Origin of the sequence: Chryseobacterium taklimakanense (assembly GCF_900187185.1) — a bacterium.
In the GTDB taxonomy this organism is placed as follows: Bacteria; Bacteroidota; Bacteroidia; order Flavobacteriales; family Weeksellaceae; genus Planobacterium; species Planobacterium taklimakanense.
In genome coordinates this window covers 2687483-2712766 of record NZ_LT906465.1, presented here as the reverse complement: position 1 = coordinate 2712766, position 25284 = coordinate 2687483, and the positions used below count along the sequence as shown (strand labels likewise).

General features: G+C 35.8%; 23 protein-coding genes and 1 tRNA gene. 5 read left to right on the top strand and 19 right to left on the bottom strand.

Features of this window, described 5'->3' with window-relative positions:
- Positions 1-19: 19 nt before the first annotated feature.
- Together CKV81_RS13000 and CKV81_RS12995 are read right to left on the bottom strand one after the other, a co-directional pair.
- Positions 20-979: a D-2-hydroxyacid dehydrogenase gene (locus CKV81_RS13000; RefSeq protein WP_095073972.1), complete on the bottom strand. Its 960-nt coding sequence runs from the start codon at positions 977-979 to the stop codon at positions 20-22.
- A gap of 16 nt (positions 980-995) precedes the next feature.
- Positions 996-1397: an LNS2 domain-containing protein gene (locus tag CKV81_RS12995; protein ID WP_095073970.1), complete on the bottom strand. Its 402-nt coding sequence runs from the start codon at positions 1395-1397 to the stop codon at positions 996-998.
- A 161-nt stretch (positions 1398-1558) separates the two neighbouring features.
- Between CKV81_RS12995 and idi the strand changes: the two genes are divergently transcribed.
- Both idi and gcvT read left to right on the top strand, forming a co-directional pair.
- On the top strand, positions 1559-2068 hold the full coding sequence (gene idi / locus CKV81_RS12990) for an isopentenyl-diphosphate Delta-isomerase (RefSeq protein WP_095073967.1): 510 nt from the start codon (positions 1559-1561) through the stop codon (positions 2066-2068).
- Between the two features lie 83 nt (positions 2069-2151).
- Complete coding sequence (gene gcvT / locus CKV81_RS12985; RefSeq protein ID WP_095073965.1) at positions 2152-3237, top strand: glycine cleavage system aminomethyltransferase GcvT; 1086 nt, start codon at positions 2152-2154, stop codon at positions 3235-3237.
- A gap of 57 nt (positions 3238-3294) precedes the next feature.
- On the opposite strand, the gene CKV81_RS13405 is transcribed toward gcvT, so the two are convergent.
- The 3 genes from CKV81_RS13405 to lysM form a co-directional block, all read right to left on the bottom strand.
- Entirely contained in the window at positions 3295-3636 is a 342-nt protein-coding gene (locus CKV81_RS13405) for a hypothetical protein (RefSeq protein ID WP_157727442.1), read from the bottom strand.
- A complete protein-coding gene (locus CKV81_RS12975) occupies positions 3633-3989 on the bottom strand; it encodes an arsenate reductase family protein (protein WP_095073961.1) in 357 nt (118 codons plus the stop codon). The genes CKV81_RS13405 and CKV81_RS12975 overlap by 4 nt, the downstream gene beginning before the upstream one ends.
- A gap of 72 nt (positions 3990-4061) precedes the next feature.
- Positions 4062-4523 (bottom strand): peptidoglycan-binding protein LysM, encoded by a 462-nt coding sequence (gene lysM / locus CKV81_RS12970; protein ID WP_095073959.1) that lies wholly within the window; start codon positions 4521-4523, stop codon positions 4062-4064.
- 163 nt (positions 4524-4686) lie between these two features.
- On the opposite strand from lysM, the gene CKV81_RS12965 reads away from it, so the two are divergent.
- The gene (locus CKV81_RS12965; RefSeq protein WP_228410901.1) at positions 4687-5154 is read left to right on the top strand and encodes an acyl-CoA thioesterase; all 468 of its coding nucleotides are present in this window, start codon (positions 4687-4689) and stop codon (positions 5152-5154) included.
- Positions 5155-5338: 184 nt separating this feature from the next.
- On the opposite strand, the gene rny is transcribed toward CKV81_RS12965, so the two are convergent.
- The 6 genes from rny to CKV81_RS12935 form a co-directional block, all read right to left on the bottom strand.
- Positions 5339-6910, bottom strand: a complete 1572-nt coding sequence (gene rny, locus CKV81_RS12960) for a ribonuclease Y (RefSeq protein WP_095073956.1) — start codon at positions 6908-6910, stop codon at positions 5339-5341.
- A gap of 281 nt (positions 6911-7191) precedes the next feature.
- Entirely contained in the window at positions 7192-7479 is a 288-nt protein-coding gene (locus CKV81_RS12955; RefSeq protein WP_095073948.1) for a cell division protein ZapA, read from the bottom strand.
- Entirely contained in the window at positions 7479-7781 is a 303-nt protein-coding gene (locus CKV81_RS12950) for a hypothetical protein (RefSeq protein ID WP_095073946.1), read from the bottom strand. Before CKV81_RS12950 ends, CKV81_RS12955 begins: the two co-directional genes overlap by 1 nt.
- Positions 7782-7929: 148 nt before the next feature.
- Entirely contained in the window at positions 7930-8715 is a 786-nt protein-coding gene (gene porT, locus CKV81_RS12945; protein WP_095073943.1) for a type IX secretion/gliding motility protein PorT/SprT, read from the bottom strand.
- A 1-nt stretch (position 8716) separates the two neighbouring features.
- Entirely contained in the window at positions 8717-9379 is a 663-nt protein-coding gene (gene ubiE, locus CKV81_RS12940) for a bifunctional demethylmenaquinone methyltransferase/2-methoxy-6-polyprenyl-1,4-benzoquinol methylase UbiE (protein WP_258454608.1), read from the bottom strand.
- Between the two features lie 61 nt (positions 9380-9440).
- A complete protein-coding gene (locus CKV81_RS12935; RefSeq protein ID WP_095073937.1) occupies positions 9441-10010 on the bottom strand; it encodes a hypothetical protein in 570 nt (189 codons plus the stop codon).
- A 112-nt stretch (positions 10011-10122) separates the two neighbouring features.
- Here CKV81_RS12935 and CKV81_RS12930 point away from each other — a divergent pair, with 112 nt between their 5' ends.
- Both CKV81_RS12930 and CKV81_RS12925 read left to right on the top strand, forming a co-directional pair.
- Positions 10123-11190, top strand: coding sequence for a 3-oxoacyl-ACP synthase III family protein (locus tag CKV81_RS12930; protein ID WP_095073935.1), 1068 nt, complete (start codon positions 10123-10125; stop codon positions 11188-11190).
- A gap of 70 nt (positions 11191-11260) precedes the next feature.
- Complete coding sequence (locus tag CKV81_RS12925) at positions 11261-12466, top strand: metallophosphoesterase (RefSeq protein WP_095073933.1); 1206 nt, start codon at positions 11261-11263, stop codon at positions 12464-12466.
- Between the two features lie 34 nt (positions 12467-12500).
- On the opposite strand, the gene CKV81_RS12920 is transcribed toward CKV81_RS12925, so the two are convergent.
- From CKV81_RS12920 to CKV81_RS12885, 8 genes are all read right to left on the bottom strand, one after another.
- On the bottom strand, positions 12501-12893 hold the full coding sequence (locus tag CKV81_RS12920) for an acyl-CoA thioesterase (protein WP_095073929.1): 393 nt from the start codon (positions 12891-12893) through the stop codon (positions 12501-12503).
- Between the two features lie 21 nt (positions 12894-12914).
- Complete coding sequence (locus CKV81_RS12915) at positions 12915-13346, bottom strand: acyl-CoA thioesterase (RefSeq protein ID WP_095073927.1); 432 nt, start codon at positions 13344-13346, stop codon at positions 12915-12917.
- Between the two features lie 333 nt (positions 13347-13679).
- Positions 13680-13753 (bottom strand) — tRNA-Asp (locus tag CKV81_RS12910).
- A gap of 338 nt (positions 13754-14091) precedes the next feature.
- Complete coding sequence (locus tag CKV81_RS12905; protein WP_095073924.1) at positions 14092-16083, bottom strand: hypothetical protein; 1992 nt, start codon at positions 16081-16083, stop codon at positions 14092-14094.
- The gene (locus tag CKV81_RS12900) at positions 16080-19622 is read right to left on the bottom strand and encodes a hypothetical protein (RefSeq protein ID WP_095073921.1); all 3543 of its coding nucleotides are present in this window, start codon (positions 19620-19622) and stop codon (positions 16080-16082) included. Before CKV81_RS12900 ends, CKV81_RS12905 begins: the two co-directional genes overlap by 4 nt.
- Positions 19623-19770: 148 nt before the next feature.
- Positions 19771-21906, bottom strand: a complete 2136-nt coding sequence (locus CKV81_RS12895; protein WP_258454386.1) for a DEAD/DEAH box helicase — start codon at positions 21904-21906, stop codon at positions 19771-19773.
- Entirely contained in the window at positions 21903-23219 is a 1317-nt protein-coding gene (locus CKV81_RS12890) for an ATP-binding protein (RefSeq protein ID WP_095073919.1), read from the bottom strand. The genes CKV81_RS12895 and CKV81_RS12890 overlap by 4 nt, the downstream gene beginning before the upstream one ends.
- A complete protein-coding gene (locus tag CKV81_RS12885; protein ID WP_095073917.1) occupies positions 23212-25173 on the bottom strand; it encodes a tellurite resistance TerB C-terminal domain-containing protein in 1962 nt (653 codons plus the stop codon). The genes CKV81_RS12890 and CKV81_RS12885 overlap by 8 nt, the downstream gene beginning before the upstream one ends.
- Positions 25174-25284 lie beyond the last annotated feature (111 nt).

Here is a 25284-nt window from a genome sequence, read left to right as displayed (position 1 = left end):
TACATCTTTAAAGTATTTCTTACGGGATCTGCAGTATCGAGCAGATCTGCTCTGCAAGGGACAGCCCAATTCTGTCCTGCGCTTCCAGTGTGGACGCTCCGGTGTGGGGAGAGAGCGAAATTTTTGGATGGTTAAGGATTTCTTTTGAAGGAACAGGCTCATTCTCAAAAACATCCAGGCCGGCAAAAGCAACTTTTCCTGAGTTGAGGGCGGCAAGAAGCGCAGCTTCATCAATGACACCACCGCGGGAGCAGTTGATTACCGCAACGCCGGTTTTCATAGTTTCAAATTCCTTCTTGCCGATCATATAACCTTCTTTTTGCGAGGGCACGTGAAGTGTAATGAAGTCTGCATGCTTCAGCACATCCTCCAACGGTTCTGTCTCGATATCCACATTGATGAACTGGTTGTTGTAAAATTTTACTTTAATGCTGGCACGACCTACATTGTTATCTGCGGCAATCACCCGCATACCCAGTCCCAGAGCTATTCTGGCCACTTCCTGGCCAATCCTGCCCATCCCGATAATTCCGATGGTTTTACCGCGGAGTTCAATACCTTTTTCATAGAATTTTTTCATCGATGCAAATTCCGAATCGCCTGTTACCGGCATTTTTCTGTTGGAATCCTGAAGAAACCTGGCTCCCGAAAAAAGATGTGCAAAAACCAGTTCTGCAACCGATTCCGAAGATGCGGAAGGCGTGTTAATGACATGAATGTTTTTTGAGCGGGCATAATCCACATCAATATTATCCATACCAACACCGCCTCTGCCAATAATTTCCAGTCCCGGACAGGCATCTATAAGATCTTTTCTTACCTGAGTTGCACTGCGGACGAGAAGCGTTCTTATTTTATTGCTGTTGATGTAATCGGCCAGGAATTCCTGCGGAACTTTTTCGGTAATCACTTCGAATCCTTTTGCAGTAAGGGCTTCAACACCAGATTTATCCAGTCCGTCGTTTGCTAATATTTTCATTTAAAATGTTGGGGAATTAATCTTTGAAAACCTGAATGGTCACCTGTTTTTCCACCATATCGGTAAATTTTCCCTTGTACCGGGTCGCCTTTACCAGGTGATTGTCGATCCAGTGGTAATTTCCACCGCGGGGTTTTCCGCAAAGCACACTGTGATATTTAAAACCGTTTTTATCCAGCCACTCGATGGTGATTTGCTTCAAATCCTCTGTACGGGAAGTGAAAAAGCAGATTTGGTGTCCTTCGTCATACCATCTGTTGATGGTTTCCAGCGCATCGGGATAAGGTTCGCAGGTTATCATGCGTTCCGGTTCTTCATTGGGAATATCGTCGGTAATAGTGCCGTCTATATCAATAAGATAGTTCTTTATACCGTCTTTCAGAATCGGGCTTAAATGGTCTTTGAATTCTAGTGCCATAATGTGTTTTCAAGTGTCAAAATTAAGCATTTTCTCATGAAGGCTTTTGTTTTTGTTCACAGAATTTTACAATAATTTTCATTAAAATTTCAGTGGCCTGGAAATAAATACCATTTTAAAAATCGTTTTTTATTGACTATCTTTGATCACTTTTACGGCTTATGGAAGAACAGGTAGTATTAATTTCGGAGAATGATGAAGTAATCGGTTTGATGGAGAAACAGCAGGCGCACATCAACGGTCTGCTACACCGCGCGTTTTCGGTATTTCTGTTCAACACTAAGGGCGAGATGCTCCTGCAGAAAAGAGCCGGATCCAAATACCATTCTCCCGGACAGTGGACCAATGCAGTCTGCTCCCACCCCAGAAGTGGTGAAACCTATGAAGAAGGTGCAAAACGCCGGCTTAAAGAGGAACTGGGAATTGAAACCGATATCAAAAAGAAATTTCATTTTATTTACAAGGCTGATGTGGGGCAAAACCTGTGGGAACACGAACTGGATCATGTTTTTACCGGTTCGTACGAAGGTGATTTCATGCTGAATCCTGAGGAAGTTGCAGAGGTTCGATATATTTCTATGGATGCTCTGGAAAAAGAGATTGCAGAACAGCCGCAAAACTTTACAGAATGGTTTAAGATTATTCTGGAAGAATACAAGCACCATTTGTAACAGAAAGAGGGAAGACCGCGTGAATAGTGCTAAAATCAGTATTGCTCTATGAAGAAGATAATTAAAACTAAATAAACTTTATAATGGAAAAAAGAACAGCGCTCTACGAAAAACATATTTCATTAGGCGCAAAAATGGTCCCCTTCGCAGGTTTTGAGATGCCGGTGCAGTACTCTGGCGTAACGGAAGAGCATTTTGCGGTGAGAGAAAAAGTTGGAATTTTCGATGTCTCGCATATGGGCCAGTTTTTTGTGGAGGGTCCAGGAGCGAAAGATTTGCTTCAGTACGTCACTACAAATGACATTACCACTCTGGAAGACGGTAAAGCTCAGTACACCTGCCTTCCGAACGGTAACGGCGGAATCGTCGACGACCTGATTGTGTACAAAATGGCCGACGAAAAATATTTTGTGGTGGTAAATGCATCGAATATTGATAAAGACTGGGAACACATCAGTAAATACAACGCTGAATTCGGAGCAAAACTAACCAATGCATCTGACGATATGTCGCTGATTGCCATTCAGGGACCAAAAGCCACCGAAACACTTCAAAAACTTACTGATAGCAACCTTTCGGATATTCCATATTATCATTTTACCGTGGGAACGGTTGCCGGAGTTCCGAAAGTAATTATCTCCAACACTGGTTATACGGGAAGCGGCGGTTTCGAAATTTATTTTAAAAATGAAAGTTCCGAAAAATTATGGGATGTCCTTACCGAAGCCGGCGCTGAATTCGGACTGATGCCGTGCGGACTGGCAGCAAGGGACACCCTGCGCCTCGAAAAAGGATTCTGCCTGTACGGAAACGATATTGACGATACTACTTCCCCACTGGAAGCCGGACTGGGCTGGATAACCAAACTGGATAAAGGTGATTTCGTTGATAGAGAATTCCTAAAAAAACAGAAAGAAGAAGGGATCTCCAGAAAACTGGTAGGCTTCGAAATGACTGAAAAAGCCATACCAAGGCATGATTATCCTGTAGTGGATGGCGAAGGAAACGTGATCGGTAAAGTAACCTCCGGCACGATGAGCCCAATGAAAAAAATCGGGATCGGACTTGCTTATGTGAACAAACCATACTTTAAAACAGGTACCGAAATCTTTATCCAGATCAGAAACAAAAATGTTCCTGCCAAAGTGGTGAAAGTACCTTTTGTATAAAGAAATAATACTCTTACAAAAAAATCCGGCTGATGAAATTATTCAGCCGGTTTTTTTTTATGGCAAATGCTGGAAACAGAAATCGTTGCCGATTGTTGTATTTCTTTTGCACCGCGTACCCGATTTTGTGATGCCGCGGCAACGGTTGGCAGCGTTAGTGCCCGCAGGTTTTTTCTGCGGAGACGACGTCATTCCCAATCCGCCACGGAAAGGCGGCCGGCAGATTCCGCAGGGCAAAAGTCCGTTTCGCTGTGCACTTTCTAAACTTAATTTTGAGGAAACATTTTTCACCATTCGGCAGGAACCAAGATGGTATTTTGATCCCGAAGGTGTTCTGTACACCGTTTGAGCCGAAAAATTCAGCGAAACCAACAGTAAAAGAGCACCCAATATTCTCATGATTTATTCCCGAAAAAAGCGTTTAGTTTTTCAAGGTTTGATTTATCGTTGCCGATAAAAATTTTGTCTTCGGTGAGGAACACAGGCCTTTTCAGAAAAGTGTAATGTTCAAGCAGAAGTTTTTTATAATCTTCTTCCTTCAAGGATTTCACATCAATTCCTCTTGCTTTGATCTGCGAAGATTTCCTGCTGAAAAGCGCTTCATACGAACCAGCTATTTTATACATTTCATCAAGTTCTTCTTCAGTAACCGGTTCAGTTTTTATTTCGCGGAGATTCCAGCCGGATAAATCGAGCGGGGCCATAATTTTCCTGTTGGTTCCGCAGGTTTTCAGATAATAGACCGTTTTCATAATCCAACAAATTTAAGCATAAAAAATCCGATTCAGAAATGAACCGGATTATATAAGTTTTGTCTTAAAAAATTATTGAGGTATAACCAAAACCTGTCCCGGATAAATTTTATCAGGATCAGAAAGCATCGGCCTGTTTGCTTCGAAAATTCTGTTGTAAGCGTTCACATCACCGTAAACTTCTTTTGCAATTTTAGAAAGCGTGTCACCACTTTCTACGGTGTGGTACTTTGGCTGAGCGACTTGTGCAGGGGCGGCAGTTTGCACTGGTGCAGCTTTTACCGTCATGTTGTCCGTTACACCGTCGATACCTTCTACGTTACCGGCAGCAACATAGATTTTACTTTTTTGCTCCCAGTCTTTAGCTTCGCCGGATATGGTTACTTTGTCGTTAGCCACTGTAAAGGTCAGTCCTGACACATCGAAACCGTATTTTGCAACGTGGTCTCTTACCTTTTTTGCCTGTTCTTCGGGGGTTTCACCTCCTCCAAATAATTTTTCACCTACATTTTTTAAAAATGATCCTAGTCCCATTTTTGTTTAATTTTTTTGTGTTAATAATTTCACCTAAGGCTCTCTTTAGTGTTCTAAAGATAGCAAATCCTGTGCGAAATGTAAGTTAAGGATTCGTTAAAGTTACCGCAAACACTCCCGAAACCATAAAATTTGTAACTTTATACATATTAAAAATAAACCAATGATGCAGACCAAGACGGTATTTCAGTTTATTTCAGAACCATCGGATGTGAATTATGGCGGCAATGTGCACGGCGGCAGCGTGATGAAATGGATTGACCAGGCAGGCTACGCCTGCGCCAGTTCATGGGCTTCGAGTTATTGCGTGACGGTTTATGTGGGTGGCATCCGGTTTTATTCACCCATAAAAATCGGGCACATCGTAAAAGTGGAGGCTGAGGTAATTTACACCGGAAAGACGAGTATGCACATCGCCATCAATGTTTTTTCCCGCAATATCAAAAGAAAGGATTTCGAAAAGAAAACGCACTGTATCATAGTTTTTGTCGCGGTGGATGACGAAGGCAACAGCATAGAAGTTCCAAAATTCATCCCTGAAACCGAACAGGAAAAACAAATGGAACAGTACGCCATAAAACTTATGGACCTAAGGAAGCAGATTGAGGAGGAGATGAAACCGTTTTTGTGAAAATCATGTATCTTTTTAATATGTTTAGAACGTATAAATAAATAGAATGGAGATTATTTTTACCAGAAATAAATAAGATTTTAAAAAAGTCCTGGTTCCAATTTTTAACAGCCAAAGATTTCAAAATCTGCAAATAAAAACGCCTCCCAAACGGAAGGCGTTTTCTTCATATCAAATTAAATTTTTATCTCGCGATATTCACCGCTCTGGTTTCCCGGATAACGGTTACTTTAACCTGTCCCGGGTAAGTCAGTTCATTCTGTATTTTCTCCGAAATATCATAAGAAAGTTGCGCGCTTTGCTCGTCGCTTACTTTTCCGCTTTCTACCATAACACGCAGTTCACGGCCGGCCTGAATGGCGTAAGCGCTGGAAACGCCATCAAAACTTAGCGCTGCGGCTTCAAGGTCTTTCAGACGCTGAATATAGGATTCCAGAACCTGGCGTCTTGCTCCCGGCCTTGCTCCGGAAATACCGTCGGCAACCTGGATGATTGGCGAAAGAAGTGAAGTCATTTCAACCTCGTCATGGTGTGCACCAATCGCATTTACAACTTCAGGATTCTCCCCATATTTTTCTGCCCACTGCATACCAAGAAGTGCGTGCGGAAGTTCAGATTCCTGCTCCGGAACTTTACCGATATCGTGAAGTAAGCCTGCTCTTTTGGCTAGTTTTACATTTAACCCTAATTCTGCTGCCATAGTTGCTGCGATATTTGCAACTTCGCGCGAGTGCTGCAGCAGGTTTTGCCCGTAAGAGGAGCGGTACTTCATTCTACCAACAATCTTTACAAGTTCAGGATGCAGCCCGTGGATTCCCAGGTCAATGATGGTTCTCTTACCAACTTCGATGATTTCTTCTTCAATCTGCTTTCTTGTCTTCTCCACCACTTCCTCAATTCTTGCAGGGTGAATTCTGCCGTCCGTTACAAGCCTGTGAAGGGATAGTCTTGCGATTTCTCTTCTTACAGGATCAAAACATGACAATAAAATGGCTTCCGGAGTATCGTCCACGATAATTTCTACACCGGTTGCTGCTTCCAAAGCACGGATATTTCTACCTTCCCTGCCGATAATTCTACCCTTAATTTCGTCAGACTCGATATTGAAAACTGAAACTGAATTTTCAATCGCCTGTTCCGTACCGATTCTCTGGATCGTCTGGATTACGATTTTTCTTGCCTCATTTTTAGCGTTCATCTGCGCCTCTTCCATGATGCCCTGTACGTGAGCCTGAGCTCTGGATTTGGCTTCAGCTTTCATCGCCTCTACCAGTTCAGCCTTTGCCTCCTCAGCGGAGAAGCCAGAAATCTTCTCCAGAATTTCTACTTTTTGCGCCGTAATTATATCGAGTTCCGATTGTTTTCTGTCCAGAATTTCGCTCTTTTTTGCGTAATCTGCAATCTGTCTGTCGAGATCCTTCTCAAGCTTGCCGGTTTTGCTTAGTTCGTCGTTCAGTTTGTGTTCTTTGTCCTTAATGCGTTTTTCAGCTTCCTGCATCTTCTTTTCTCTGGACTGAATATCAGCATCATGCTGCGACTTCAGTTCAAGGAATTTTTCTTTTGCCTGCAGCTGCTTTTCTTTTTTAATGGATTCTGCCTGAACGGTGGCTTTTTCTATCAGGTTGTCGGCGTTTTTCTGTGCGTCATCAAGGATGAATTTTGCCTTTGAATTCAGAGAGCTTTTAGAAAACAAATATCCTAAGACCGCTCCTAAAACTATACCGACAATGCCAATGATTATTGCGGTTGTTGTCATATATGTTGAGTTTAAATTTAAAATGTTCAAATGCGTGTTTCAAGTTTCAAATTTTAGATTTCAAGTTTTACTAAATTGTAACGTGAAACAAAAAAACCTACAACAGTTCAGTGATTTAGAGTAAACTCCTAATCAACACGATTTGGACTGTTTTTCACTTTCTGTAATCCGCGTAAAACGGCACGCCATTAAGTGAACATTCGCCCGGTAATTGTTTAGCGTTGAGTTTACCTGTAATGTGTTAGAACTATTGTAGGCAGTTTTTATCGGAAAAGAAAAATCTACTTTTCCAGCTCTTCCAGAAGTTTGTTCATCTGCTGAACACGCTCGTTGGAGGCGTTTATATTTTTTTCATTGTTTAAAGCAAAAACTTCGGCATTGGTTCCCAGTTTCAGGGCGCACATGGCCAGTGCATCCTGTTTGTCGCGAACATCAAAGCTGGCTTCAAAATCCTTGATCATACTTTCAATCTGCTTTCCGACCTTCCGAAGAGTTTCTTCCTCGGCGGCGGGAACATTCAGCGGGTAAGTACGCCCGGCAATGTTGATGGTAATTCTCCTCACATCCATTATAAGCCGCTGTTCTGAAGTTGTGCAATACAGTAATCCACTTCTTTTATGAGCCTGTTGATATGATTTTTCATCAGTCGGTTATGCTCGGGATTTCCTGATATTGCGGACTGAAGTTTTATATTTTTTTGTTCTTCCGCTAATTCCTGACTTTTTTTCCGCTCAGCCTCATACTTCTCCTTCATTTCCTCGTAATCTTTAGAAAGTGCCGCGTGCTCCTCACGCAGATTCTGGTAATCTTTTTTAAGCATCAGAATCCTTTTTTCCAGCAACAAAAAATTACTTTCTAAATCTTTCAGCATCTCAGGTTTTTAATTCTAACTATTGCAAAAATATAAAAATTTAATATTAAAAGATGGAAAACCACACTTTAATTTTTTAATTAAAATAATAAAAAGAGCAAATCATTTCAATCTCCTCTTTTAAATATTTTATAATCAGAAGCTTAAATTATTCAAATTTCAGAACAAACATAAATACGCGGCTGTGCATTGCAGAAATTGCGCTTGCCCAATATGGCGGCGTGTCTGCATTGTCTTTCACCAGTTCATTATTCATCACAAAAGTGCCGCGGAAGCCTGGCGTAAGCTTAAATCTGCTGAAGTAAAACTGCAAACCGGCCTCAACACTCCACCCGAAATTGTGCGTGGTACTTCTGAAAACTCCCGTTGAATTATCTTCAGTTGCGTTTTCGTTAGACTGCAAATTTGCCATATAATTAACACCTGCCGCAGCATAAGGGCGCGAATTGTACCAGCGGTCACCATGAAACTCCAGCAAAAGCGGCACATCCAGGTAAGTGGATTTTAAATTTCTTTTTTTGTCGGCGTCTGTAAGAGTTATGGGCATGAATGGTGGGATTGAATTCGTCCCCGCTGCAAACTCTGAATTTTCCTGTGTGTCGAAAACGAGCTCTCTCTGCACAAACTGAAGTCCGGGTTCCAAACGGAGATCGAAACTGTTGTTAAGCTTCATTTTTCCGATCAGTCCTGCGCCAAAACTGTAAGAGCCTTTAGACTGTACTGCATTTTGCCTGCCGTTCATCCCCAATTTTGGATCCAAGACGAGTTTGTAGTCGAAATTATTACCCGCCAGGAAAAAGCCCCAGCTGAATTTCTGCTCATCAAATTCCTGCAACTTGTCCATCCGGTCTTTGGTGCGGAAAAGCTGCGCATGTGACAGCCCCGAGACTAAAAAGGAGCAAAGTAGCGTAATTTTAAAAATATTGTTCACCATATCATTTGGTTGCTTTGTAAATCGTGGCAATACCCAGGCTGAGCTTTTTGTATTCTACTTTTTTGAAGCCAGTATCGAGCAAAATCTGCTTCATTTTTTCGCCAAAAGGAAACGCATTAACTGAATCCGGAAGATACGTATAAGCGCGGTTGTCTTTGGAAACCAGTTTACCGATCTGCGGCAAAATGTTTTTAAAATAAAACATGTAAAGTGGCCCCAAAAATCCTTCAACTTTAGAAAATTCAAGGATATAAACGCTCTTGCCTTCTTTCACGACGCGTCTAAGTTCTGCAAGACCTTTAGCTAAATTTTCAAAATTCCTCACACCAAATCCAACGGAAACGGCATCGAATTTATTATCCTCGAAAGGCAGGTTTTCCGCATCACCTTTCATCATTGAAATTTTTTCCTGCAGGTTTTGTTTTTTCACTTTTTCAATGCCTACATTAAGCATTTGCTGTGAAAGGTCGAGGCCTACCACATCGGCTTTAGTTCCTTTATGTACAGCGATGGCAAGATCCCCGGTTCCTGTAGCTACATCCAGAGTGAGTTTGGGTTGGTCTTTGTTCATCCATTTCACCAGTTTGTCGCGCCACAGTACATCTATTTTCATGGAAAGTACGTGGTTCAGCAAATCGTATTTCGGCGCTATGTTGTCGAACATATCTTCAACCTGGCTTTTCTTGCTCGCTTCTGTATTGTATGGTGTAACCTGTTTCAATGTCTTAAAAGTTGTAATATTCTTTGTAATAATTTAAAAAATCCTGCTTTCGGAAAATTTTCACGCGGGATTCAGTCTTCTGTATGTTTTTGATGACCTTATCGTAATCCTCATCTATATTATAATAGAAATCCTCTGTGTAGAGTTTACTGAATTTCTTAGGCCCACCATAGTAGATTTTGCCATCGATGTCGGTTTTACCCAGTTTTTCGAGGAGTGAATCTTTCTTAATGTCGTAACCGTAATATTGTGTGTAGATGTAATAATCTGAATTGGTGATATTGATAAGCCCCCGAACTTTATTAACACTGAAAGCCGAGTCGTAGATCAACTTTTTAGCATCATCGAAAACTTTGATGTCGTTTTTACCTTTTTGCAGGTCCACTTTAACGTACTGCCCGGCAGAAATCACTTTTTCTTCGCCGTTATTTATTTTGAAATAATAAGTCTTGGGTGTGGGGTTATCAACAAGGTAATAATTCTTCTTTGCCAAAAAGAGAAAATAAATTCCAAACGCAAACACAGTAACCACTAACGCCACGATAAAACCAAAAAGCGCAGGATTTTTTTTCATATTTTTACAGGAGTAAGCTGCAAATTTAATAATAATTTTGGTTTGTTTGGGATTGCATTATAATTCTTAACTTTGCTGATTATATTGATTAAAAGTAAATACGCAAACCATTATGCCAAATACCATAATCATTGGTTCAGGAAGTTATTTGCCGGAAAGAGTGATTGAGAGAAACCACTTCAGTGACTCGGTTTTTTATGACGATAATTTCGTAAAAATTGATAAACCCAATGATGAAATTATACAAAAATTTGTAGAAATCACAGAGATTGAAAACAGAAGATATGTAGATGATGACCTTGTGAATTCTGACATCGGCGCGAAATCGGCACAAATCGCTTTGGATGACGCCGGGATTGATAAGGAAAGCCTTGATTATATCATCAGCGCAACCAATTTCGGGGATGTGGACCTACACGGACAGCAGAGCTTTATGCCTTCCCTTTCGGCGATCATTAAAAATAAACTTGGTATCAAGAATCCAAAATGTATCAATTACGATATGATTTTCGGTTGTCCGGGCTGGGTTGAAGGAATGGTATTGGCAGACACCCTGATTAAATCCGGAAAAGCTAAGAATATTCTGGTTGTGGGTTCCGAAACTTTAAGCAGGGTTACCGATCCCTATGACAGAAATAAAATGATTTTCGCGGACGGTGCCGGAGCAGTTGTAGTGACGGCCACTGAGGAGGAAAACGTTGGAATTATCGCACACAACACCTTGTGCTTCAACGGTGATGAACTGGCATACCTTGAAAATTCACATTCACTGAATCCTGAAGCGGACCAGACTAAAAAATACATCAGGATGCGGGGCAGAAAAATCTACGAATTTGCGCTGAAATATGTTCCTGATGCGATGAAGCAGACCATCGACAGTGCAGGGCTCACCCTGGATGACATCGATAAAATTCTTCTTCACCAGGCCAATGCAAAAATGGACCATGCGATGATTTCCCGCCTGTTTAAGCTTTACGGAAAGAGCAGTTACGAGCATTCTGTTTCTCCGATGACGATTCAGGAATTTGGGAATTCATCAGTTGCCACCGTGCCTACGATGTACGATTTAATTAAAAAAGGAAAAATGGAGGGTCACTCATTTAAAGATAACTCCTACATTTTATTCGCATCAGTTGGCGCCGGGATGAATATCAATGCGATTGTTTACAAATTTCCGTAACTGGTATAAATTATAAAGAGATACGATTATAAAGCACAATTAATTAGAAGATTGTGCTTTCTTTTTCCAGATGAAACAATTTTTTCTAATCTTCACCGGAATACTTTTTCTGCTTGAATTTTACATTTATCAGGCATTAAAAACCGTTGTCAGCAATCCGTATGGCAGAATTGCGTACATCGCCATCAATGCGCTGGTTTATATTTTTCTGGTTTATAACCTGCTATTTATCAACCGAAGCGACCGGGACCATCATCGCGTTCAGGTATCTGCAACCGTAGTTCTGGCTGTGCTTTTGCCGAAACTTTTTATAGTATTTTTTCTTCTCATTGATGACATTTTCCGGCTTTTGCAGTTCGGATTCAGTTACTTTACCAATAAAGAAACCCATTTTCCGGAGCGAAGGAAATTCCTTAGCCTGGCCGGGCTCGCAATTGCAGGCGTGTTCACTTCACTTTTTCTGGATGGTGTTGCCTTCGGAAAATACCGCCATCGGGTAAGAAAGGTTAAGGTGAAGATTAAAAATCTGCCTGAAAGTTTTAAAGGTTATAAAATCATCCAGATTTCCGACATGCACGCGGGAAGTTTTTTCCATCCGCAAAAATTACAGCATGCTTTTAACATGATTAATGAGCAGAAACCAGATCTTGTGCTTTTTACCGGGGACATGGTCAACAATCTTGCGGAAGAGTTTAACAGTGTGAAAAATCTTTTCGCTTCAATTAACGCAAAAGACGGTAAGTTCTCAGTTCTGGGAAATCACGATTACGGTCTTTACATCCAATGGAATTCGAAACAGGAACAGGCACAGAATATTCCGAATTTAATAAAACTTCAGAAAGAAGCCGGATTTGAAATGCTTCTCAATGAGCACCGAATCATCGACAAAAATGGTGAGAAACTTTACATCATCGGTGTTGAGAACTGGGGACTGAAACCATTTCCGCAATATGGAGACTTGGATAAAGCCACGAGAGGAATTCCGCAAAATGCCGCAAAAATCCTAATGAGCCACGATCCTACCCATTTTGATGAAATTGTAAAAGAACATCCATCGGACATTTCTCTTACGCTTTCCGGACACACACACGGGATGCAGTTTGGTCTGGATTTAAAGAACATCAAGTGGTCACCGGTGCAGTACCGTTATAAAAAATGGGCCGATCTGTATGAAAGCGGGGGCAAATATCTGTATGTAAACCGTGGTTTCGGAGTTATAGGTTATCCGGGAAGGGTTGGCGTTTTACCGGAAATTACTTTGATAGAGCTTACTTAATTGGATAAGAAAAGTAATTCAAAAATCTTTCACATCAGCCTTTCTTCAAAGTTTCAAGCCAGTTTTCCGCAATACGCTTAATTTTATTTGATTCATTATCAATAAGCACCCAAAGAGTCCGGGAATCTGCTACCAGTTCATCACCTCTGTAAAATTCAACCTTTCTAGGCTGGCGAATACCTTCCGGATTTTGTGGATAGGTTAATATTTTCAGGTCATCACCTTTGTAAACCTGCTTTCTGTATTGGATATGATGATCCGCCATCACCCAGTAATCGTTGGGATAAGGCGTATCAGCTTTAACGAGTTCCCAATGCTCCTTAGCAATTTCTTCCACCCACTGCACATATTGAACGTTATTCACATGATTGAACTCGTCCAGATGCTCTTCTTCAACTTCAATTATTTTTGAGTGAATCAAATACATTCTAAATTTTTTAAAATCCTTTTATAGATTATCAAATTCAGTTAATGATTTGCGTACCCAATCCGGAACTTCGACTGTTTTTCTGGTTTGCATATCGAACATGATTTGTGTAGTACTTCCGGTGGCATGGATTACGGTTTCCCCTTTTTTGTCAGAGGTGATTGCATATTCAAAAACAAAACTTTTAGTTCCGATTTTGGAGGTTCTTACATGAACCCGAACGTTCTGTGAAGTGAGCAAAATTTCCTTCTGAAAATTTACGCTTACATTACCGATCAAAAACATATTTTGCAGCCAGTCCCACTGTGGACAGGCTTTCATCATATACAGACCTCTTGCAGTTTCAAAATAGGTAACATAAATAGCATTGTTTACATGACCCAGAGCATCCGCATCATTCCACCGCATCTGTATCGGGAAACTGAAATTGAAATCGTGATCTATAGTTTGCATAATGGTAGAATCGAAAAGTTTTTTAGCCCTCAAATTTAGCTCAATTTTGATAACTGATTATTAATGCAGAGTAAAATATTGATGTCACTGAATAGGTCACTGCACACACTCGAAAAAAAATCCAAAATTTGGTCTGAAAAAATCATTTCAAAATCAATTTTCAATCGCTCGTTTAGATTTTTTCCAGTGACCTATTTTTGAAATTGAAACAGGTCACTGAATAGGTCACTGAAAATATGTGCGAATTTGTTGCTCTTTGATATCAGCATAAAACGAAAAATGCCGTAAAACCTATGTTTTACAGCATTTTGTGCTACTTTGGTAAAGTAATCGCGATCCGGACGGGACTCGAACCCGCGACCTCCGCCGTGACAGGGCGGCATTCTAACCAGCTGAACTACCGGATCAATTTTTTCGAAGATAAAATTGTAAATCTCTGCGATCCGGACGGGACTCTTTTAAATTTCTTAAAAGCCCTATCCACAACCGTTATGCGGAAATAGTGTTATGACAGGTCACTGAATAGGTCATTGTCAAAACGCTATTAAGAGCGTCGTTTTTCAATAGTGCAAATATATTGTTTTTTTGATTATTTGCAAATAAAGTTGATTATTTTTTGGACGGGTTTGGTAGTAATATTTGACTCTAAAAAAAATGATAAAGAATTTCATTAATCAAAGTATAGTGTATTTACTTAAAAAAATGACTAACAATTTGATTAGATGCTCACTATTATGAAACAAATTCAAAAATTTTGCTTTACCCACTCACGCAAATATTTAATTGGAAATGGAAAAACGGTCAACTCACCATTTTTCACAAAATCAACGTTCATCAAAGATGTCAATCTATCAAAAATTATTTCTGAACCTTCATATGACTCTATTTCTCTGATCGTTGATGCTCGGGAGATCTGTTGCTGAATTCCCTCTCCTTTGATGCCTACGTAATAATAGAGCTTTTCATTTTCTCTAAGTATATGAATATCCAATTGGCTATCTAAGATTTCGTATCTCGTTTTATCTCGAAAGTACGATTTCAAAATTTCTCCTGTTTCAGTTTTAATTTTTTCCGCGAATTTCTTTTTATCAGTTCTATTTTCAAAACAATCAAGAAGTGACTTTTTGCTCCAATGCTCAATCTTGTTTATTCTAGCAATTATTTCATCCCCATTTTTAACATTTTCGACGATTTCACTTAAATATTTTATTGCATCAATTCTTGATAATTTTAAGGGAATGGATTCATTATGAAGTTTTTTGAATAAAAGACCATAATTTGGTATTGTATAAAATGGTGTCTTGTTTATTAAATTGATGTTACCTTTCTCGTCTTTTACTAAAAATTCTACATTGTTATTTTCTTCAAAAGCTTTACAAAGCATATCAAATTCGGTTTGATTGAATAAATTCGGTTCAAAAATCTCAAATTTCAAATTTCCATTTGGATGAATAGTAAGAAAACAAAACTGTTCATTTAACCTGGCTCCGAAAATCCATTTTTCTTTAAATTCATATTTTTCCCAATTTGTTATTGAGATTTGATTATTCTTAATATCATTTCTAATAATTGATTCTATAATCAATGCTTTGAGTGTTGCATTTGAATCAATTGTGAAATCTTCGAATGTAAAATGTTGGCTAATTAAACTAGATTTATAAGGATCCTTTTTCCCATATCTAGTATAGTATGATTTATTGTGAATTAAATTTAAATTGTAACCATTCTTATTTTCCTTTTTCACAATCTTAACATTCGCTTTTGGCAGTAACCTTTTTAGCGAACTTTTAACTTGATTAATGTAATCCCCTGAATCCTCGTCTTTAATCAAATCAAGCAAATAAATATTTTTGTCAAACCCAGCAATATTAAACGATGAATTATAGCGAATCGTTTTTTCGACAGGAAGTTCAGTTAATTCAATTGACAAATAATCAAACAATTTTTCTTCAATGCGTTGAATGATTAAATTTAATAATCCTATTTTACTGTCATTAAATTCCTGTAAATTTTTGAACGATAAAAATGGAATGAGATTTTTCTCCAAAACTCCGTTCCTAGTTGTTTGTTTTTGAATAAATTGGTTTTCTCCTTGAATATTATTGTCAGAAGCTAAAACTCTCCTTAATGTCCCTGTGGAATGTACAAAAGTATATTTTGGAAATTCGCTGAATTTTTTCTTAGAAAAATCCATGTGTTTACTCAGGAGTACGCTTGAAAATGTCTTTACATTAAGTTGAAATGATAAATCAGAAGCAATATTCAATTCTAAAGCAACTATTTTAAAAACCTGTTCCCTATCCTTCGTCTTTGATATTTTGAAGAAGTTAGGTGAAAAAAGATATAATTTTCCTGTTAGATTATTAAAAGAGAGTTTATTATTCTTGGGGTTTGAAAGTGAGTTTATGAGTAGTTGTGCAATAGTATGGTTAGCTATTTCACTTATTTCAGTTGTATTTAATAACTTATAAAATAGTGTTTCTCCACTTTCTAACTTTTCTAAAGATTTTGATAAATCAATCTTTTCAATCTTTTCTTTTTCAAACAAAGCATAAAAAGATTTCCCTCCTTCGAAAACAATGCTTTTTGCCTCTAATGCATAGCTTAATTCATCCAAGATTAAAGCTCCGTACTTAATGTAATTTTCTGAAGTGGAAAACTTTACAATGATAAAATCTCGAAAAATATTATCTAAAGTTAAATTTATCTTAAGTCGATTAATTTTGCAAATTTTCATACCCTTTTAAATTCTTTTAGAAAGTTAGTATCCAATTCCTGTCTACTCATATTCCAAAGACAAGGAATTTCTACGATTTTGCCATCAGAAGATTTTATAGGACTTCGGTCTTCCGAAGATAAAATATTAATAATAAATACTCTTTCTCCCTTAACTTTTTTTAATTTTTCTCGGATTTTATTTTCTTGTTCGTCGAAACTAATTTCTGTATTTTCTTTCCAATGCTTAAAGTCAATATAAGTATTGGTGTTTTTTACTTTAAAGTCAAAAAGTTCATAATTTTCTAAATCCAATTCTTCTAGTTCTACTTCAAAGTGTTTTTCGAAGATAAATCTTCCCACTTGCTCTCCTAAAGCACCTTTGTAAATATTGTTGAATAAAATGGGAGAAAGCATATATTTGTTTAAGGCAAAGTCTGTCGCCCAATTCTTTGATTTAAAATATGATTTCACTCCATCTATTTGTAAAAGTTCGACCAAACGACTTGTTCCAACAGAAACTTCCCTTCCAATATTCTTATCAAAATCAATTTCAACATTGTGATAATCATTAACTTCATCTCTCTCATTTAATTGGAAGAAATATTTATTGTTTTCGCTTGGCAATTCTATATATAAGTCTAGAATTCTATTAAGTTTAAATTTGCTTATTTCATCTACGGAAATGGTTGGAAATCGCAAGCACATTTCTCTTAAATGCTCCCACTCCACTTTTCTATTTTCGTTCCATTTCCAATCGCTAGATATAAACTTCCGAATTTTACTATATACTTTTTTATTAGTTGCAGTTGCAATGTTTTTTAATTTCAAATCTTTGTTATTTTCATCTTGAATTTTTTGCCTTCCTGATTTGACAAGAGCTTTAAACTCATTTAAAACTAAATTGTTGTCAACATCATAATCAGAAATCAGACTGTCTAATTCACTATCTGCAAAAATGTAGATATTAGGAGATTTTAAATTTGTCCTGCAAATTCTTCCTATAGCTTGAATGATGAATTTTACAAAATGCTGTTTGATATTATAATCTTTGTATAAAAAGCTGTTATTAGGACTCTCAGGTTTTTTCGAGGTGCTAAAAGATGCTAATAAATTTTTAAATGCAATCGTAACCTGATAGTTTAATTGCTTTACAGAAATTAATCCTGCTTGAGCTAAAAACTCTAGCTGAAAAAGGTATTTGATGAATCCTTCTTCATTTAGGTTAATATTGATCTGTTGGATTATGTGTGTAGGTTTATCTAGATATATCGCATTAATGTCAGTTTCATTTTGAAAATTCCAATTAAAGGACGATTCATCCTGAACATTAACCAAATTTTCAGGATTAGGCGAAATAAATTGTAAATTTTGTCCCGCTCCCATAGTTTGATACATCGAAATAATAAATACTTTTTTGCCTTTTTCCAACCGCTTGATGAATGACTGCTTTTTATTGTCAAAGTCGCTACTGTTAATTATAGTATAAGATTCGATAACTTTAAAAGTGTTATCATCCGAAATAAAAAAGGATTGCGTTTTCGTTGTTTCTTCAATTAGATATTCGAAGATAAGTTCAAGTATTCTCAAATTAAGGTCTTTATCATTCTTTTTAGGTTCCTTGTTAAGCAAACATAAGAAGCCCAAAATATCCTCTTTTGATATAAATTGTTTGAAACAATAACCTATTTTTAAGTATCTATTGAAATGATAATCTGTTGAATTTGGATTTGTAGCAATTAGTTCTCCCACAATACTTTCTGCCAATTCCTTATTTTCAAATAATTTTTCAAATTCCTGAATTGCTTTTTCTTTTGATTCTCCTCCACTCAAGAAATTTACCCATTCGGGAATAATATGTACATTATTGTAATGCTTATTTTGGTTGTCAAATAAATTTTTCAAATGGAACTTTTCGTTTTCAGTTAATTCGAAAAATTTCTCTCCAAGTTGTCTTTTGAAATATTGAATATCATAATTGCCCGTAACAGTCTCAATAAGAGCAGTAGCCGAAATACCAACCACTTTCGCTTTTTCTGCTAATTTTAAAATAAATTTTTCAGGTGTATTTTGAAAATTATAAATGAATGTTTTTGTCTTGGACTGATGCGAATCATCATCTACAAAATCATAGTATCTAAATCCATTCTCATAAAAACTCAAATCATAATTTAATTCATAGGCACCGTCTAATCTTCTGCGAGTTTTTTCCCTAGCGCTTAAAATATTGTCGATAATATAGTTTTTATGCCTACTTTCCAACCCAAACTCTTCAATAACAGTACTAAGTGCTAAATCGAAAGTAAACTCATTTCTTTTGGGATTATTACTTCTTTCTTGTTCCTCTAATTGTTGATAATTCTCGGCAATACTTTTAATAATACCACTAAAGTAATTAACAAATCCTTTAATTTGATTTAGTAGTGATACAATATTCTCACCTGTTTGAGGTTTGTCGCTCTCAAATGTAATTTCATTTATTTTTTCATACTTATTAGGATTTAATTTTATATATTTTTTATCATTCCTATAAACTGAATGGTATTGGAAATCGTGAAATAGTAAATTTCTTTGATTTGAATTTTCTTCATTAACATCCATAGTCTTAAAACTAAAATCCAAACTATATTTTTCGACAATTTCCTCGGCTTTTTCAAGTAAGATACTTTGGATATTTTCTAATGTAAGACCATACTTGTTCTTAATTTGCTCTATACGTTTTTCAGAATGAATTGTGAATTTTTTAGGGAAAACATTTTTGGATAGTGCCCAATATATTTCTGTGAAAAGGTGCATGAAATCAATCCTTTGCTTCTTACCCTTTTCAATAATATTATTTAGGATATTTTCTTTCGTCGCATCAAATTCATCAATAAAAATAATAGCATTTTTAGTTAGTTCATTTTCTAAAAATGAATAAGAAGGTTCAACAAGTGTACTATTTTTATGATAGAATTTGTCAATACTTAAAAAGAAAATTTTCTTTTTAGAAGAAAAGACAGCAGGGTACAACTCTCCAATCCACATTAAATCTCTATTGGTTTGAATTGCCCTGATTCGCTCTTGCCGATTAGAATAATTTTCCTTTAAATATTTTTCTATTGACCTTCTAAATTTAGGTTCAAGATCATTGCGCAATTCTTCATTTAATTTTGCAACAATTGTACGTAATGAAGGATTTGATTGATGTCTTTTAATTTCCGAAACACTATTTTTGATTGCGTAGAATATTTTTAAATTTTTAAAATACTCATTAACTGAATGTTCTACTTGTTCAAATCTTTTAACTAGACAATCTGCGTTTGAATCTAAAAAAGTTACATATTTATCAAAATCCTCCAATTGTTTATTTGGCGCGAAGAATTCATCCTTTAGCTTTTGATCGGGAAGATTTTTTTTCAAATTGGTCACAAAGAAAATTTTCTTGTTGTCTTTGCAGAATTCTTTATAATTTTTAAAAATCCAACTTAACACATGGTGCGTTTTGCCTGAGCCTGTAGGAGGATTGAAGAGCAAAAGTCCGCTCTCCTTATTACAATAATTATTTAATATTTCGATCATGCTCTTTTAGTGTTATTTTTGTAATAGTTATCTATATTTAGGTATTAAAACAAAAGGTCATGATAACAAGATAATACCTTCACCATTCAAAGAAAGAATCATCACCTACCTTTAAAAAATGAAAAAATAATTAAAGTGATAATTTTAACTAATTATTTACAATCTTTAAACTTCTTAAAAATCTTTCACAACCAAGTAAATCATAATATGAGTTTTTCAATATTTCCAATTGGAATTTTACAGGCAAGAATTTACCATATTTTGAAAAATCTAAAATGTTGGGGTTTGCATCTAAAACATTTGCTAGCACCAAATCAATGTTAACATCAAAAGATGATAATTTTTTTAATTTTTGTGCAAATTCATCCTTATTTATTTTGATTTCAAATGCGCTTTCGAGCTCAGTATAAAAGTTTTCAATTCCTACTGCATCGAAAACTATTTTTAAAGTTTTATTAATTTTTGAACTCGTAAAAGAAAAGAAAGTAAGATTACTATTAGTGGAATGAAGCGGTCTTTGACTATATAAATCATTGATATCAAAAATCGAAAATTCTTTTTGCATTTCAGTTATGATATTCTGACTTGGCTCGTCAAGAAAATCATACTCTTTTTTTGAAACCAAAATTTCTAACATTTTTTGCCTTATTCTTTCAGCTATATTAGCACCGTTTCCTTCAAAAATAGGTTTCTTTCCATCATTTGCCGGAATAACTTCAATTTTTTTTGATTTCAAATCAACATGAGCAATTTTCCAAATTCGGGCAGATAAATAAATATTTTCATCTTCGCGAACCTGAATCGTAAGTGGTATTTCGCCGATTTTATTTCCTTTATGCGAAACTTTAAATAAATCTTCGGTTTGAAAAACACTATAAAACTCCCGATTGTTGACAATCTTTTCTCCCTCAATTCCTAAAATTAATTCAAATTCAAGTTTTTCTAAAAGGTCTTTTGCTACTAAAAAATCAATGATCTCTTCAATATCGGTTTTTGAAATATTTTTAAAGGCGTTATTTTCTTGTAAAACAGAAATTAGATTCTTTTTTAATATACCCGAAGTGCCCTTTACCGTAGAAAGTATCTGATGAACCAAAATATCATATGCCTTTTCTTTCAAAATTACAGGCTCGATATATTTTTCCTCATATAATAACCAACAAGCAACAGATTGTAGCAATGTCCATCGATTGGTTGCATACAAAAATAAATTACTCGCTTTATCATCCCTTCTTCCACTTCGTCCTACTCGTTGGATTAATGAAGCAATACTATGAGTTGCATCAATCTGTACAACCTGATCGACACTTCCAATATCAATTCCCAACTCTAAAGTTGACGTACAAGCAATGCTAAAATTCTGATAGGTATTATTTTTCGCAAAAAACTCTACATATTCTCTCACCTCTTTATCAACAGAAGAATGATGCGAAAAATAATTTTGATGTCCACCAACTTTATCTGAAATCTTTCTCAATTTTACAGCGACCTCTTCTACCCTTCCTCTAGCATTAGGAAAAATAAGTGATTTATTATTTCTTGTCTGAACGTATAAATCCTTCAACAAATCGAGAGGTAATTCAGCACCTGTACCTTCAAAATATCTAAAAACAGCATTGATAGGTTTTGGCGTGATATCCCTAATAATTTTTGTATTCTCAACATCGCCAATAAAATTTTTTAACTCAACATATTGATTAGAATCACTAACAGTGGCAGAAAGCGCTAAGGTTTTGAACTTTGTTTTATTTATTTTTTGTAGTCGCGACAATATTGATTGCAATTGGATTCCCCTGTCAGAACCTAAAAATGAATGAATTTCATCGATGACAACAAATTCTAATGATTCAAACAAATGCTTTACATTGTATGGCTTGTTTACAAACATTGCTTCCAAAGACTCAGGAGTAATCAATACAATTCCACTTGGATTTTTGAGTAGTTTTTCTTTTTGACCTCTGCTTGCTTCACCATGCCATTTTGTTACAGGTATGTCCAAATATTCGCACAATTCTTCCACTCTGCGAAATTGGTCATTTATCAATGCAATTAATGGAGAAATATAAAGAATCCTAACTCCTTCTTTTTTGAAATTTGCCCTTGACAATATAGGCAGAAATGCGGCTTCTGTTTTGCCTGACGCAGTCCTTGAAATCAACACATAATTATTTTCTGTGCTTAATATTCGTTGGATTGCAGCTTCCTGAATTGGTCTAAGACTTTCCCATCCTTTATCTCTAATATATTTTCGAATCGGCTCGGAAAGTAGATTGAAGGCTATCATAATTCTTCGATGCTATCCAAGATATTCAAATCGTTTGGTCTTTCATCCTCAATTTCTATATCTCCAAACAATTGGTTCTTGTCCACTTCTGGATTTTGGCGAATGATATTTAAAATGTTTAAAAAATCACGAATCACTTCTCTTGGTGTAAGAAATTCAGAAGCTCCTGGTTTATTAAACATTTCCTCCATAAAGGCTGAAATTTCTTCATCAGAAATATTGATATCAGTCTTATAATTAAAATCAAATATTAACTTTAACTTCTTTAGTAGAACAAAAATTTCATTATGGTTTAACGGAGTGAGTTTGATCACTGGCTGTGCAAAATCCCTCATCTCCAATGTTTCAAATTTATTAGTTTGTAATCGAGATTTTAAAGCTTGGTAACTAAATAGACCGCGTCTTTCATTCTCCAAAAACTCCCTCGTACCTGCAAAATTGATGAATAAGTTTGATACTTTACCCTGAAAACAGTCATTATAGATGCTGAGAATTTTTTCGTAATTCTTCTCCCTCATCACAGAAGTTGAAATTTTATAGAGGTTGATTGCTTCATCCAAATTAATCATAAAACCACTGTAACCCATGCTGACAAACAATTTGCAGAAATTTTTCAGCATATCATAAAAGTTTTGGTCGTTGATAATTTCACGAACCCCTAAATCTTGCCTTGCTTCAGTTTTTGTTTTGTATTCTCCCTTCAACCATTTTAACGCATTTCTACGCAAAAGTTCATCTCCTTTTATATAACCCTCATAATATTTGACAATGACGGAACCGAAATCAAAACCTCCTACTTCCGTAATTTCATTAATAGTCTTGATTATAGAATTTTGAATCAAGCCAAGGTATTCCTCATTTCGAATATCAACCAAAGAGATTTCATTTTCCTGTGCTGTTTTTGTAATTACTTGCTCAATCCATTTTTCCAACAGCGTTTGCAAAGCTCCACCTTCAGGCTTGGTTTGAATCGCAATATTGTCCATAATTGATGAATAGAGCAAAACACTCTTTCCATCGTTTGAATAAAGTCGATTGTCCGGTGTAAAATCTGCGTTTGCCACCACAAATTTCTGTTTCAGTGCAACAGTATTGAGCAAATGAAGCATAAAAGACTTCCCACTCCCAAAATCACCAATCCAAAACTTGGCTAAACTATGCCCGTTTTTAACATCGTTGAGTGCTGAGATGAATGCTTCTATTTCATCGGTTCTTCCAACCGTTATATGCTGAACACCAATTTTGGGGACTACACCGCTTACAAGTGAATTTACTATTGAGGTAGCTTCTTTTGGTTTAATGTTATCAATCATTCTTTAATAGTTTTTTGTAATAATTTTCGTTTATAGTAAAATACTCATCGTCTTCTTCAATAAGTACATCATCAAATGTATCAAAACAGTGTTCGTTAATAGAATCTACTACCGAATTCATCATTTGGTTTTTTGCTTTTAGGAAATCTTCAAGTTCGGTTTGGGGAATACTGAAACTGCTTTTTTCAAAGATTTCCAAAACTTCTTTTTGAAGTTCAGAAAGATTTAATTCATTTAAAAATTTAGAAGAAACTAAATCTTCATTATCGTTAATTATATTAATTTGAACAACATCCTCTTCTTTTCCCCATTCTTCATTTTGCACATCTTCTTCCATCTCTTCTTGCAAATATTCATTAAGGAGACTTACCGTTCCCGAGTGTTGTTTCTGGACATCTTGAATTGTTTTTTTATCAATGGATATTTTTCGTCTCTTTGGGATATAAAACTCATTTATACACTTTAATGCCTCTTCAAGATTCTTTTCAACAATGAATTTATTCAATATTTTTTCAAAATCGTCAAATTGTTCAGCTGTATTAAATAAACTTTTTTGAATTGTTTTATTCATCTGCTTATTGTCAAACTGCGTTGATTTTAAGTCAGCATCAATATAGCGAAGGTAAAGCCGGAGAGAACAAACTTTGTCAATTTTTGCCACAGATTTTGATGCTTCGTAAAAAATATTTTCTACTGAAGGATTTTTGACATTCTGCTCCGCCAAGTTGATGATTTGATTTTCGAATCCATCCGCAGATGAAAAATCTTTTAAAATTTTTTCAAACTTGGACTTCCAACGAGTGGTATTACTTTCATTTAGTAGTTTTTCTGTGTCCAAATCCGGTGGTATTATGTTCTTCTTGTCTTCAACAAAAAAGTCAGCTAATTTTGAAATGATTTTTTCATCATATAGATTTAAAATCTCAGGAGTTCTGTAATTCAATTCCGCAGTTAATTTTCGTTTATTGGAAAATTCTTCTCTAACATTATTTTCTGTCAATTTCAAAATGTGACCGTAGATTTCTCCTTTTACAGAATCGAAAGTGTATTTATAATTTTGACTACCTTTTCTATAATGATAATATTTTCTAACAATAAAATCCGACAGTTCGTCCATTAAATTTTCAAATGAATTGTCAGTCGAAACATAATTACGCTGTAAAAATTCGTAAGCTCTCAAAAATCCTTTTAGTATTTCAATTTTGCAGAACTCAATTTCATTGAACACATTATTTTGAAGCCATATTCTGTTAAGAATTTGCTCTTGTTCATTGGTAAGATTAAGCTTCTTTTTGTATCGTCTTCCCAATTTCCAATAGTCGTAATCGTATTGGTAGTTTTTCTCCCTGAATAAATCAGCTTCATTATCCATATTGTATTCTTCAAGTTTTTTGAGCAAAAACGACACGCAATATGATTTTGTTCTAGGATAGTTATTTCCTAAATCTTCTAATTGTTTTTCAATTTTGTGGTAATCTTTGTGATTTTCGAATTCATTCAGTAAATCAAAAAGTAAAATAAAGGCATAGTTATTATTGCCATTTAGATAGATGAAGTTTTCTTTTAAGAATTCATTTCTAAATTTTTCGTAAAATGCCTTTTGCGCTTGAGTTGCATAATTTATTTCGTTGTATGAGTAAATATATTGATGTGCCCAATACGGAATTGAGGAATAAGAAGAGGTGTAATCAGAAGTAACTTTGATATTTCCAATCAATGTGCTTACAAGTTCAGAAACATCAATAACGCTATCATCATTTATTTTAGATGAATTTGTGTTATGAAAAGACATGTCTTCTATTGCTTTAGAACGGCTTTTTGCAGATATACTATTAACTGCAGATGGTTGAATTAAAGAATTTGAGTTCTTAAAGTATACTTTTTTGCTTGGATTCTTTTTCTTACTTAGAACAACGATAAGAATTATCAAAAATAAAATAATAAAAATTGTCATATTTACTAAAATCAGATTCTATCAAATTCCGATAAATGTTATCAAGGAATTTGATTTGGAATTAAAAAGTTAATATTAATTTGGATTTTTTTACCAATATTGGCAATCTAA